General features: G+C 73.1%; 8 protein-coding genes. 4 read left to right on the top strand and 4 right to left on the bottom strand.

Annotated elements, in window-relative coordinates; all coding sequences use genetic code 11:
- Positions 1–216 precede the first annotated feature (216 nt).
- Both argB and IF89_RS0128200 read left to right on the top strand, forming a co-directional pair.
- Positions 217–1179 carry an acetylglutamate kinase gene (gene argB, locus IF89_RS0128195; RefSeq protein ID WP_078628568.1) on the top strand — a complete coding sequence of 321 codons (963 nt, stop codon included), beginning with the start codon at positions 217–219 and terminating at the stop codon, positions 1177–1179.
- Between the two features lie 466 nt (positions 1180–1645).
- On the top strand, positions 1646–3892 hold the full coding sequence (locus IF89_RS0128200) for an MMPL family transporter (protein WP_051807729.1): 2247 nt from the start codon (positions 1646–1648) through the stop codon (positions 3890–3892).
- 82 nt (positions 3893–3974) lie between these two features.
- Here IF89_RS0128200 and IF89_RS0128205 read toward each other — a convergent pair whose 3' ends face one another.
- Positions 3975–4430 carry an Lrp/AsnC family transcriptional regulator gene (locus IF89_RS0128205; protein ID WP_030773951.1) on the bottom strand — a complete coding sequence of 152 codons (456 nt, stop codon included), beginning with the start codon at positions 4428–4430 and terminating at the stop codon, positions 3975–3977.
- Positions 4431–4555: 125 nt separating this feature from the next.
- Here IF89_RS0128205 and IF89_RS0128210 point away from each other — a divergent pair, with 125 nt between their 5' ends.
- Positions 4556–5557 carry an asparaginase gene (locus IF89_RS0128210; RefSeq protein ID WP_030773954.1) on the top strand — a complete coding sequence of 334 codons (1002 nt, stop codon included), beginning with the start codon at positions 4556–4558 and terminating at the stop codon, positions 5555–5557.
- A 48-nt stretch (positions 5558–5605) separates the two neighbouring features.
- Here IF89_RS0128210 and meaB read toward each other — a convergent pair whose 3' ends face one another.
- The 3 genes from meaB to IF89_RS0128225 are packed head-to-tail and all read right to left on the bottom strand — an operon-like array spanning position 5606 to position 10654.
- Positions 5606–6595: a methylmalonyl Co-A mutase-associated GTPase MeaB gene (meaB, locus tag IF89_RS0128215; RefSeq protein WP_030773956.1), complete on the bottom strand. Its 990-nt coding sequence runs from the start codon at positions 6593–6595 to the stop codon at positions 5606–5608.
- 10 nt (positions 6596–6605) lie between these two features.
- On the bottom strand, positions 6606–8792 hold the full coding sequence (gene scpA / locus IF89_RS0128220; RefSeq protein ID WP_030773959.1) for a methylmalonyl-CoA mutase: 2187 nt from the start codon (positions 8790–8792) through the stop codon (positions 6606–6608).
- On the bottom strand, positions 8789–10654 hold the full coding sequence (locus IF89_RS0128225; protein WP_030773963.1) for a methylmalonyl-CoA mutase family protein: 1866 nt from the start codon (positions 10652–10654) through the stop codon (positions 8789–8791). The genes scpA and IF89_RS0128225 overlap by 4 nt, the downstream gene beginning before the upstream one ends.
- 1588 nt (positions 10655–12242) lie before the next feature.
- Here IF89_RS0128225 and IF89_RS0128230 point away from each other — a divergent pair.
- On the top strand, positions 12243–13199 hold the full coding sequence (locus IF89_RS0128230) for a TauD/TfdA dioxygenase family protein (RefSeq protein WP_030773966.1): 957 nt from the start codon (positions 12243–12245) through the stop codon (positions 13197–13199).
- The last annotated feature ends 3 nt before the right edge of the window (positions 13200–13202 follow it).

Consider the following 13202-nt stretch of genomic DNA (forward strand, 5'->3'; position numbering starts at 1 on the left):
TTCGGCCCGCCCGTCCCGTCGTCCTGTTGACGGGACGGCCTGAACGGTGCCGGACACCGAGCACCGAATGTCCGCGGTTCCGGTCGAGTTCCCGGGAATGCACTTCCCGTCCCGCCTTCTCGCGCGCAATGCTGGACGGGCGACCACGGCCCCGTGCCGTGGTCCTTCACGTCCCCGGGAGCCGGAGCCGAGCCCTCCACAGAAGGAGTTGTGCCGATGAGCGTCGCCAGCGCGACCGGCCGTTCCCTTTCCCCCGCACATGAGATCCGGCTGACCCGCCATCAGCGGTCCGCCCTGGACAAGGCGCGGTCCGTCTGCGACGCGCTGCCGTGGCTGACCCGTCACCAGAACCGCACCGTGGTGATCAAACTGGGCGGGCACGCCATGGTCGACGAGCAGTTGACCGCGGCCTTCGCCCGGGACGTCGTCTTCCTGCGCTACGCGGGCCTCAGGCCGGTGGTCGTCCACGGCGGCGGCCCGCAGATCGGCGCCGAACTCGAACGGCGCGGCCTGGCCAGTGAGTTCAGAGCCGGACTGCGGGTCACTTCGCCACCGGCGATGGACGTGGTCCGCATGGTGCTCGCCGGCCGGGTCCAGCGCGAGCTCGTCGGGCTGATCAACGCGAACGGCCCGCTGGCCGTCGGCATGACCGGTGAGGACGCCGACACCCTCACCGCCGTCCGGCACGTGCCCTGGGTCGACGGTGAACCGGTGGACATCGGCCGGGTCGGCGACATCACCCGGGTGGACACCGGCGCCGTCGAGGCGCTGCTCGCGGACGGCCGGATACCGGTCGTCTCGTCCGTCGCCCGCAGTGCCGAGGACGGCCACGTCTACAACGTCAACGCCGACACGGCGGCGGCCGCTCTGGCCACCGCGCTGAAGGCGGAGGCGCTCGTGATGCTCACCGACGTCGAGGGCCTGTACGCGGGCTGGCCGGCGGGGGGTGAGGTCATCACCCGGCTCACCGCGCGCGAACTGGAGAAGCTGCTCCCCGAGCTCGCCGACGGGATGGTCCCCAAGATGACCGGGTGCCTGCGCGCCGTGCGCGGTGGCGTCGGCGCCGCGCGCGTGATCGACGGGCGCGTTCCGCATGCGGTGCTGTTGGAGATGTTCACGGACGAGGGGGCGGGCACGGTGATCGTGCCCGATCCGGAGCCGGACGAGGCGCGGCCGTGAGCGGGCCGGCCGCGCCGGGCCGCAGCCGCAGACCGGCCGGTGGCGGCGCTGCCGGAGGAGAACCGGCTGCGCCGCCGCCTGGAGATGACGCCATGATGGCGTCACATGGCTCCGCCCCATGGCGCCGTACGGCACCGGCTGGCGCGGGCGCCGTGGCCGGTACCAACTCGCCCCGACTGTCGGTCGGCTGGGTGAACCGGACCGTGCCCGTGGCGGCGATCCCCCAGGTCGCAGGTGGTCGCCCGCCTGCGCCGGCGGCTGCGTGAAGCCGTGCACCGAGCAGCCTCTTCCGGCCACTCCGCCTCGGTGGCGCGGAAATGGCACGACAGTGGCGCCATGTCTGTGCCATGATGGCGTCACGGACGGCGCCCTCCGAGGCCGGACCTCCGGCCGACCGTGCCGACCACCCCCCGAATGCACCGACCGCCCCGCTCGCCCCCTGATTCGCACAGGAGTTCTTTTCGCTATGGCCACCTTCCTTTACAAAGTGGGCCGCTTCGCCTTCCGGCGACGAGGCCTGGTCGCCCTGCTGTGGGTCGCCGTCCTGGTCGGGGTCGGTTTCGCGGCCTCCACCGCGCCGGCGCCGCCCGCCGACACCTTCTCGATGCCGGGTACCGAGTCCCAGAAGGCCTTCGACCTGCTGAAGGAAAAGTTCCCGGCCATGAGCGTGGACGGGGCCACCGCCCGCGTGGTGGTCCGTACGCCCGGCGGCGAGAAGCTCTCCGAGCCCGCCCAGAAGGCCAAGGTCGAGACCCTCGTCGGGGCGCTCGGCAAGGCACCGGACGTGATCTCCGCGTCCGACCCCTTCCAGACCAACGCCATCAGCCAGGACGGCACCACGGCCTATGCCGTCGCCACCTACAAGCTGACCGCGCTCAAACTGGACGACAAGGCCCACGACGGCCTCGACAAGGTCCTGGCGGACGCCCGGGCGAGCGGCCTCGTCGTCGAGGCCGGCGGTGACGCCGTCAAGGTCGACGGAGCACCGGGCGGGGGAGCCGAAGGCATCGGCATCCTGATCTCCGCGATCGTCCTGGTCCTCACCTTCGGCTCGATGATCGCCGCGGGCATGCCCCTGCTCACGGCCATCCTCGGCGTCGCCATCGGCGGCGCGGCCATCACCGCACTCGGCAGCACCCTCGGCCTGTCCAGCACCACGTCCACCCTCGCGCTGATGATCGGCCTCGCGGTCGGCATCGACTACGCCCTGTTCATCGTCTCCCGCTACCGCTCCGAGATGGCCGAGGGCCGCGAACGCCAGGAGGCCGCGGGACGGGCCGTCGGGACGGCAGGCTCCGCCGTCGTCTTCGCCGGGCTCACCGTCATCGTCGCCCTGGCCGGCCTCACCGTGGTGAACATCCCGATGCTCACCAAGATGGGTCTCGCCGCGGCCGGCACCGTCGCCGTCGCGGTCCTCATCGCCATCACCTTCGTCCCGGCCCTCCTCGGCTTCGCACCGATCAAGGTCATGCCCCGTCGGGACCGCAAGCAGTACAGCGGCAAGCCGCTCACCGAGCGCCAGCAGCGCAAGGCCGACCAGCGGGCCGCCAAGGGCCACAAGCCGAACCTGGGCACCCGGTGGGCACGTTTCGTCGTCCGCCGACCGCTCGTCGTCCTCCTCTTCGGCGTCGTCGGCCTCGGCGCCGTCGCCGTACCGGCGGCGAGCCTCCAGCTCGGCCTGCCGGGCGAGGGCACCATGGCGCCGGAGACCACCCAGCGCAAGGCCTACGACATGCTGTCCGAGTCCTTCGGCGCCGGGTTCAACGGTCCGCTGACGGTCACGGTCCGGGCCAAGGACGCCGCGGCCGCCGCCGGCGGCGTCGGCAAGGAACTCGCCGCGGTCGAGGGCGTCGCCACCGTCACCCCGGCCACGCCCAACGACAAGGGCGACACGGCGGTGCTCACGGTCATCCCGAAGACCGGACCCACCGAGACCGAGACCGAGGAGCTCGTGGGGCACATCCGGGGCGCCGCCGGCACCCTCGGAGCGGGCAACGGCGGCGCCGAGATCCTGGTGACCGGCCAGACCGCCCTGTTCATCGACTTCTCCCAGACCCTCGACGACGCGATGCTTCCCTACCTGGGGCTGGTCGTCGGACTCGCCTTCCTCCTGCTCGTCCTGGTCTTCCGTTCGCTGCTCGTCCCGCTCAAGGCGGCCCTGGGCTTCCTGCTCTCCGTGAGCGCGGCCCTCGGTGCGGTCGTGGCCGTCTTCCAGTGGGGCTGGCTCGGGGACCTCTTCGGCGTCGAACAGCCCGGTCCGATCATGAGCACCCTGCCGATCTTCATGATCGGTGTGGTGTTCGGCCTCGCGATGGACTACGAGGTCTTCCTCGTGACCCGGATGCGGGAGGCCTACGTCCACGGGGAGCAGCCCAAGGAAGCGGTCGTCACCGGATTCCGCTACGGCGGCCGGGTGGTCGGCGCCGCCGCGATCATCATGGTCAGCGTCTTCTCCGGCTTCATCATGGAGGACAACGTCTTCGTGAAGATGGTCGGCTTCAGCCTCGCCGTCGCCGTCCTCTTCGACGCCTTCGTCGTCCGCATGGCCCTCGTGCCCGCCCTGTTCGCGCTGCTCGGCCGGTCCGCCTGGTGGCTGCCCCGCTGGCTCGACCGGATGCTGCCGAACATGGACGTCGAGGGTGAGAAGCTCAACCGCACCACCCCGGTCCTGCCCCACCAGCGCAGCGAGCAGGAGGCCGGCGCCCTGCGCTGACCCCGGCCCGGCGGGACGCGACGCCTGCGCCGACGACCCGAAAGGGCCGTCGGCGCACGGGCGTTCCCGCCGGCCGGACGGGTCAGCGGTCGACCGGAAGGCCCGTCGGCTCCTTGATGCGCTTCATGATGATCTGCGAGTTGACCTCGGTGATACCGGTCAGGGCGGTGAGCTTCTCGATCCACAGCCGCTCGTACGCGCGCAGGTCCGCGACGGCGATCCGCAGCAGGCAGCCGGGGCTCCCGAAGAGGCGGTAGGCCTCGATCACGTCGGGGATGTCCTGGAGGGCGGCCTCGAAGGCCTCCACCGCCTCCCGGTCGCGGCGCACCTCGACCGACACGAGCACTTCGAAACCGCGCTCGACCGCCTCGGGGTCGATCACGGCGCGGTAGCCCTGGATCACACCGTCCTGCTCCAGCTGCCGCACCCGGCGCATGCACGGGGACGGGGTCAGCCCCACGCGGTGGGCGAGTTCCTGGTTGCTCAGCCGCCCATCGGCCTGGAGCTCGCGCAAGATATCGCGGTCGATGGCGTCCATGGCGCAATTATCACCCAAGGTCTCGCGAACACCTCGATGGAAGACGCAAGCCTATTGCGTGAAGATCGCTCTATCATTGCTGCTTTGAGCACATATGTACGAGTGACGGAAGGGCGGCACCCAGCATGGGACGGATCGTCGTCATCAGCACCGGCGGCACGATAGCCAGCCGCTGGCAGGGCTCCGGCTTCGCCGCGGACGCCGACGGCAACGAGGTCATCGCCACGGCGCCGCTGCCCGAGGGCATGACCGTCGAGGTCGTCGACCTGTTCAGCGTGAACAGCCCCCGCCTCACCACGGCCCACCAGCTCACCCTCCTGCGCACCGTGCACGAGGTGCTCGCCGACCCCGGCGTCGACGGCATCGTCGTCACCCACGGCACCGACACCCTCGAAGAGTCGGCGTTCCTCGTCGACCTCCACCACCACGACCCGCGTCCCGTCGTCTTCACCGGATCGCAGCGGCCCATGGGCACGGCCGACGGAGACGGCCCCGGAAACCTGTACGACGCCCTGCTCACCGCCGCCACCACCCGCGGCCTCGGCGTCCTGATCGCCTTCGCCGGACGCGTGCACGCCGCCCGCGGCACCGTCAAGACGCAGGCCGTGGACCTCGACGCGTTCGCCGACCCCTCCCAGGACCTGCTCGGGAAGGTCGGCTTCGGCAAGGTCACCCTCCTGCGCACCCCCCGGCGCCCGGCCCCGCTCCCGCTGCCCGCCATGCCCCAACTCCCGCCGCGCGTCGACATCGTGATGCACCACGCCGACGCCGACCCCGTGCTCCTGAACGCCGCCGTCGAGGCCGGCGCCCGCGGCGTCGTCCTCATCGGGACCGGCGCGGGCAACGCCACCCCGGAGATCGTCGAGGCGGTCCGGGCCGCGGTCGCCCGCGGCGTGCTCGTCGCCCTGACCACGCGGGTCATGGCCGGTCCGGTCACCGAGATCTACACGCACGGCGGCGCGGTGGACCTCGTCGCCGCCGGCGCCGTCCCCACGGGCACCCTCCGCGCCGGCCAGGCCCGCATCGCCGTCCTCTCGGCCCTCCTCGCCGCCGACGACACCCCGGAACAGGCCCGCATCCTGCGCGAGTCCCTCACCCCGACCGCCCCGGTCCTCGTCGAGGCGTGACACGGCGGCCCGGCTCCCCCGCAGGGGCGCCGGGCCGCCGCACCCACCTCAGGCGCCCGGCCTGCCGAACGCCGACAGGATGCGGTCCGCGGCAGAGGTCGGGGTCAGGGTCCCCGCCCGCACCTCGGACTCCAGGGCCGGTGCCAGGTCGCGTACCGCCGGGTCCGCGCGCAGGCGCTCCAGCAGTTCGTCGCGGACCATCGACCAGGTCCACTCCACCTGCTGCGCCGCCCGCTTCGCCGCCAGCCGGCCCCCCGCCTCCAGCAGCGTCCGGTGCTGCTCCAGGCGGTTCCACACCTCGTCCAGCCCCGCCGACTCCCGCGCGCTGCACGTCAGTACGGGCGGCGTCCACGCCGCGTCCACCGGGTGCATCAGCCGCAGCGCGCCCGACAGCTCCCGCGCCGCGGCCTTCGCGTCCCGCTCGTGCGGGCCGTCCGCCTTGTTCACCGCCAGGACGTCCGCCAGTTCCAGGACGCCCTTCTTGATGCCCTGCAGCTGGTCGCCCGTCCGGGCCAGGGACAGCAGCAGGAAGGAGTCGACCATCCCCGCCACCGTCGTCTCCGACTGGCCCACACCGACCGTCTCGACGAGGACCACGTCGTAGCCCGCCGCCTCCATCACGATCATCGACTCACGGGTGGCCTTGGCGACGCCGCCCAGCGTGCCCGCCGACGGCGACGGCCGCACGAACGCCGCCGGATCCACCGACAGCCGCTCCATCCGGGTCTTGTCACCCAGGATGGAGCCGCCCGTACGCGTCGAGGACGGGTCCACCGCGAGCACCGCCACCCGGTGGCCGAGCCCTGTCAGCATCGTGCCGAAGGCGTCGATGAAGGTGGACTTGCCCACCCCCGGCACCCCGCTGATGCCGATCCGGCGTGCCCGCCCCGCATGCGGCAGCAGCTGCGTCAACAGGCTCTGCGCGAGCGCCCGGTGAGCCGGCAGGGTGGACTCGACGAGGGTGATCGCGCGGGCGACGACCGCACGCCTGCCGTCGAGCACCCCCTTCGCGTAGGCCTCGATGTCGATCTTCGGCACCGGCGCCCGCCTACAGCTCGTGGCCCAGGTCGGCGGCCAGCCGCGTCACCAGGTCGTGGGCTGCGTCCGGGATGACCGTCCCCGGCGGGAACACCGCCGTCGCGCCCATCTCCAGCAGCGTCGGGACATCGGCCGGCGGGATCACCCCGCCGACCACGATCATGATGTCCTCGCGGCCCTCCTCCGCCAGCTGCTCGCGCAGCGCCGGGACGAGGGTCAGGTGACCGGCCGCCAGCGACGACACGCCCACCACGTGGACGTCCGCCTCGACGGCCTGGCGGGCCACCTCCGCCGGGGTCTGGAACAGCGGGCCGACGTCCACGTCGAAGCCCAGGTCGGCGAAGGCGGTCGCGATCACCTTCTGGCCGCGGTCGTGACCGTCCTGGCCCATCTTGGCCACCAGGATGCGCGGACGACGGCCCTCCGCCTCCTCGAACCGGTCCACCAGCGCCCGGGTGCGCTCCACCGACGGCGACTCGCCTGCTTCGTTGCGGTACACGCCCGCGATCGTACGGATCTGGCTCGCGTGCCGCCCGTACACCTTCTCCAGTGCGTCCGAGATCTCACCCACGGTCGCCTTGGCGCGCGCCGCGTCCACCGCCAGCGCGAGCAGGTTGCCGTCACCCCGCTCGGCGGCGTTCGTCAGCGCCCGCAGCGTGTCCTGCGTGACCGCCTCGTCACGCTCCTCGCGCAGCCGCCGCAGCTTGGCGATCTGCTGGGCGCGCACCGAGGAGTTGTCGACCTTGAGGACCTCGATGGCCTCGTCGTTCTCCACGCGGTACTTGTTCACGCCGATCACCGGCTGCCGGCCGGAGTCGATCCGCGCCTGCGTGCGCGCCGCGGCCTCCTCCACGCGCAGCTTGGGGATGCCCGCGTCGATGGCCTGCGCCATACCGCCGGCCGCCTCGACCTCCTCGATGTGCTGCCAGGCCCGCCGCGCCAGGTCGTACGTCAGCTTCTCGACGTACGCGCTGCCGCCCCACGGGTCGATCGACCGGCAGGTTCCCGACTCCTGCTGGAGCAGCAGCTGCGTGTTGCGGGCGATGCGCGCCGAGAAGTCCGTCGGCAGTGCGAGCGCCTCGTCGAGGGCGTTGGTGTGCAGCGACTGGGTGTGGCCCTGCGTCGCCGCCATCGCCTCGATGCACGTGCGCGTCACGTTGTTGAAGACGTCCTGCGCGGTCAGCGACCACCCCGAGGTCTGCGAATGCGTGCGCAGCGACAGCGACTTGGCGTTCTTCGGGTCGAACTGCTTCACCAGCTTCGCCCACAGCAGACGGGCTGCGCGCAGCTTCGCGACCTCCATGAAGAAGTTCATGCCGATCGCCCAGAAGAACGACAGGCGCGGCGCGAACGCGTCCACGTCCAGACCCACCGCCTGCCCCGCCCGCAGGTACTCCACACCGTCCGCGAGGGTGTACGCCAGCTCCAGGTCGGCCGTGGCACCGGCCTCCTGGATGTGGTAGCCCGAGATGGAGATCGAGTTGTACCGCGGCATCTTCTGCGAGGTGAACGCGAAGATGTCGGAGATGATCCGCATCGAGGGCTTCGGCGGATAGATGTAGGTGTTGCGGACCATGAACTCCTTGAGGATGTCGTTCTGGATGGTCCCGGCGAGCTTGTCGGGGGAGACGCCCTGCTCCTCCGCCGCCACGATGTACAGCGCGAGGACCGGCAGCACCGCGCCGTTCATCGTCATCGACACCGACATCCGGTCCAGCGGGATCCCGTCGAACAGCTGCCGCATGTCGTAGATCGAGTCGATCGCCACGCCCGCCATGCCGACGTCGCCCGTGACGCGCGGGTGGTCGCTGTCGTATCCGCGGTGCGTCGGCAGGTCGAAGGCCACCGACAGGCCCTTCTGGCCGGACGCCAGGTTGCGCCGGTAGAAGGCGTTCGACTCCTCGGCCGTGGAGAAGCCGGCGTACTGCCGGATCGTCCACGGCTGGTTCACGTACATCGTCGGGTACGGGCCGCGCAGGTAGGGGGCCACGCCCGGGTAGGTCCGCAGGAAGTCCAGACCCTCCACGTCCCGCCCGGTGTACAGCGGCTTCACGCCGATGCCCTCGGGCGTCTCCCACAGCAGGTCGGCGGCCGCGGTGCCGGTGGACTCCTTCACCGCGGAGCGCCACTGCTCCTCGGTGGCCCCGGAGGCGGTGAGGGGGTCGAGCGCCAGCTCGGAGAAATCGGGGATGCTCATGCGGGCACTCCCATCCGGTCGAGTACGGAGGACAGCACGGCGACGGCGTCACAGCCGGCGAAGACGTACTCGTCCACGGAAGCCTCGGCAGTGCCCGGCCGGCCGGCGAGGAAGACGGTGGAGGCACCTGCGGCGCGCAGGGCATCGGCCACCGCAGCCGCCTGCTCCTCGTACAGTGCGTCGCTGGAGCAGAGCACGGCCATGCCGTCCGCGCCGCTCGCCGCGTACGCCGCGGCGGCCGTCCGCGGGTCGACCGACACCGGGTCGTGGACGGGCTCGACACCGCCCGCCTGGAACAGGTTCGAGGCGAAGGTGGCGCGCGCGGTGTGCGCCGCCGCCGGGCCCAGCGCGGCCAGGAAGATCCTCGGGCGGGCGCCCGTTGCCGCCAGGTGCGCGTCGCTGCGGGCGCGCAGGGCCTCGTACGCCTCGTCGCGCCGAACGCGGGGCAGGCCGCCCGCAGGAGCGGCCGGCGCGGCCTCGCGGACGACCGGCTTCTCCGACAGCAGCGGGAACTCGCTGACACCGGTGATCGGCTCGCGGCGGCTGGCCAGCTTCCGGGAACGCTCCGCCCAGGTGGCGGCGAGGCGTTCGGCGACCAGCCCCGAGCGCAGGGCGGCGGCGAGACCGCCCGCCTTCTCCACGGTCTGGAAGAACTCCCATGCGGCGTGGGCGAGTTCGTCGGTGAGGCGCTCGACGTAGTACGAGCCGCCGGCCGGGTCGATCACCCGGGCCAGGTGCGACTCCTCCAGCAGGATGGTGGAGGTGTTGCGGGCGACGCGGCGCGCGAACGCGTCCGGCAGGCCCAGCTCGTGGTCGAAGGGGAGCACGGTGACCGCGTCGGCACCGCCGACACCCGCGGCCATGCAGGCCACGGTGGTGCGCAGCATGTTCACCCACGGGTCGCGGCGGGTCATCATCACCGGCGAGGTCACGGCGTGCTGCAGCTGGGCGCCCGCCTCCGGGGCTCCCGAGGCCCCGGCGATCCGGGCCCACAGCCGGCGCGCCGCGCGGAACTTGGCGATGGTGAGGAACTGGTCCGCGGTGGCGGCGTAGCGGAACTCCAGCTGTCCGAGCGCGGCTTCGACGCTCAGCCCACCTGCGGAGAGGGCGCGCAGGTAGGCGACGCCGGTGGCCAGCGAAAGCCCCAGCTCCTCGGCGGCGCTGCCGCCGGCCTCGTGGTACGGCAGGGCGTCCACGGTCAGGGCGCGGACCCCCGGGAAACCGGCGGCGGCCTCGCGGGCCAGGTCCACCGCGGCGGCCGGGTCCAGCGCCTCGCCGGTACGGGCCTCGTGGCCCAGCGGGTCGGCGCCCAGCGAGGCCCGCACGGCCTCCGGAGCCACCGACCGCTCGGCGAACAGGTCGAGCAGCGCACGGGCGGCCTCGGCGTACTGCGCGCCGGCGTCCAGGGCGATCGGGGCGAGGTCCAGGTAGACCCCGTCCAGGGCGCGGGCGAGGGCGTCGACCGGAATGCCGCCGCGGCCCACGGTGAGCCAGAGGGAGGTGACGCCGTTCTCCAGGTCCGCGAGGGCGGCATCGTTCAGGCGCTGCGGATCGCCGCCCACGAGGCGCTGGCGCACGTCCCAGCCGTTCGCGGTGGTGCCTTCCGGCCTGCCTCCGCGGACGAAGGGGGCGAAGCCGGGGAAACCGGTGTCGGCGGCCGTCGCGTCGGACGGCGCGGTGTACAGCGGGCGGGTGGTGAGCCCGTCCTGGAGTCGGGTGGACAGCGCTTCTTCTGCGGCCTCGCCGGATGCTTCCTTGCCCGACTTGCGCAGTACGCCTTCTACAAGGCGCTGCCACTGCTCATGCGTCGCGTCAGGGAACTCGGCGGCCAGGGAGAGCCCGTCGTCAGGCAGGACCGTCATGGCTCGAATGTAGGGGAGCGCGCTCAGGTGGCACCATACCGGCGGGTGTGATCTCCCCCTCTCGGAGCGTACGGAGGGGGTCCTGGAAGACCCGGCTGAGCAGCACGGTTGCGGCGGCCTCCAGGGGGCGCCGCCGGACCCGTCGGCGGGACCGCGGTCCGCTCGGGGCGTCGCGGACGTGCGCGAGGTCCCGCGCGGCCGTCCGCGGCTCCTGCGGGTACCGCGCGCACAGGACGCTCGCCGGTGCGGTCACGACCGGGACCGCCGGATTGCAGACATCCGACAGAAGGAATGCGGCCCGGCCACCACGCGGGCGGCACACCGCGGGCACGCCGGCGTGCAGCCCGACGGCGACGGCCCGCCGACGGCACCGGTGCAGGTCGAGCGGGATCCGCGGCCGCCTCGCCCTCCGGATCCGGCGAACGCGTGGCGGCCGCATTGCGGGGGCGTGAAATCCGGCCACGGTTTTCGGCCGCGGAGGCCGGGGGGCCTGCTGGGCGGCGTTCGGGGAAATGGCAGGTCGTAAGGGGTGTACGGGGTGCACGCGCGGTCCGGCGGGGGGTGCGGGCGGTAGCCGTGGACGGGGGTTGACCCCGGTCGGAGGCACTGACACGCTCCGGGACATGTCCGCGAACGAACCTCTCGCCCCGCGGCTCCGCACTCCCGGCCCCTGCACCGCGCCGGGCCGGTGTCCGGGCCGCTGTCCGGCCCCCTGTCGCCCCTGACCCGACCGACCGACCGGCCACCGGCCGACGGCGTCGAACCCGACGGCCCTGACCACCCCCGGTGATCCACGGCCCGAGGCGGCCCGATGGCGCCAGGGCCGAACCGGCCCGCGCACCACCCCCGGCGGCCGCAACCCGGCCGGCCCGGCCGGTCGGCCCGCGGTGCGGTGACCATCAGTCGAAGCCGATCCCCGTCCGGGCGGAGCGGCAGCAGCGGTGCAGGGCCGGACGGCCCCCTGGACCCCGGTCGTGCCGCTGCTTCCCGGACCGGCTGGTCGGTGGTCCGGTGTCCGTCGGACGCCCGGTTCATCGGCCGCACGGTTCTCATCGTCCGAACGGTGCACAGGCCGCGGCGGACCCCGGCCCGCTCGCACGACAGCCGGTGGTGCGCCCGCCGGGCGGTTCCCCCATCCGGACCTCCACGGGCCCGGTGACCTGCGGGCCCGGTGGCCGTCGGGCAGGCCGGCCCGGGCGGCGGCCACCGGGCCACCGGTCCGCGGGCCCGAGGGGCCTGCGCGCCCTCGGTCCACCACCCACCCGGGCCACCGCCCCTCCGCACTGCACCCGCACCCAGCGGTCCACCGCCGTACCGGAACACCCCCGGCCCACGACGCCCCGCACCCGCTCCCGTGATCCGCCTGCACGACAGCACCCCCGTCACCCGCACAGCACCACCCACGCCCCTGAATCCGGACCACCGCACCGGGCACTGCTGCACCCGCTCGCGGCGCAGCACCACCGCCCACCCGTGGCCCGTACACGACCGCCGAACCCGCACAGCACGCCCCCCACGGCACCCCCGCACCCGCAGTACCGCATCCGCTGCGGAGACCACTCCGCAGCTCCGTACCCGAGGAGTCACCATGGCCACCGCCACCCCCACCCCCACCCCCACCCTCACCGTCACGAAGATCGGCGGACGGATCGGTGCCGAGATCACCGGCGTCCGGCTCGGCGGCGACCTGCCCGCGGCCGACGTCGCCGCGATCCGGGACGCCCTCCTGGCCCACAAGGTCGTCTTCTTCCGCGGCCAGGGGCACCTCGACGAGGCCGCCCACGAGGCCTTCGCCGAGCGGCTCGGCGCACTGGTCGCGCACCCCACCGTCCCTTCCGCGGACGGCCGTTACGCCCTCGGCATCGACTCCCACCACGGCGCCCGCGCCAACCAGTGGCACACCGACGTCACCTTCGTCCCCGCCTACCCGGCCTTCTCCATCCTCCGCGCCGTGACCATCCCCCCGTACGGCGGCGACACCCTCTGGGCCAACACGGCCACCGCCTACGCGGGACTCCCCGCCCCGCTGCGCGCCCTCGCCGACGGCCTGCGCGCGATCCACTCCAACGAGTACGACTACGCCGCCCTCAGGCCCGACGCCCTCCCCGAGGCCCTGGCCCAGTACCGCGAGGTGTTCACCTCCACCACGTTCCTCACCGAGCACCCGGTGGTCCGCGTCCACCCCGAGACCGGCGAACGCACCCTGCTGCTCGGCAACTTCGTCCAGCGGATCCAGGGCCTCACCGGCCGGGACAGCCGCACCCTCCTCGACCTCTTCCAGGCCCACATCGAGAGCCCCGAGAACACCGTCCGCCGGCAGTGGCAGCCCGGCGACGTCGCCATCTGGGACAACCGCGCGACCCAGCACTACGGCGTGGACGACTCCGACGACCACGAGCGCATCCTGCGCCGCGTCACCGTCGACGGCGACGTCCCGGTCGGCCCCGACGGCACCCCCTCCCGCCTGATCAGCCCGGAGGCCGTCCCGGACCCCGCCTTCGGCATCGCCTCCGGCGCCTCCACCTCCGACGCCCCCGCCGTCTGATCC

The sequence above is a fragment of the Streptomyces sp. NRRL F-2664 genome (assembly GCF_000719345.1).
Taxonomy (GTDB): Bacteria; Actinomycetota; Actinomycetes; order Streptomycetales; family Streptomycetaceae; genus Streptomyces.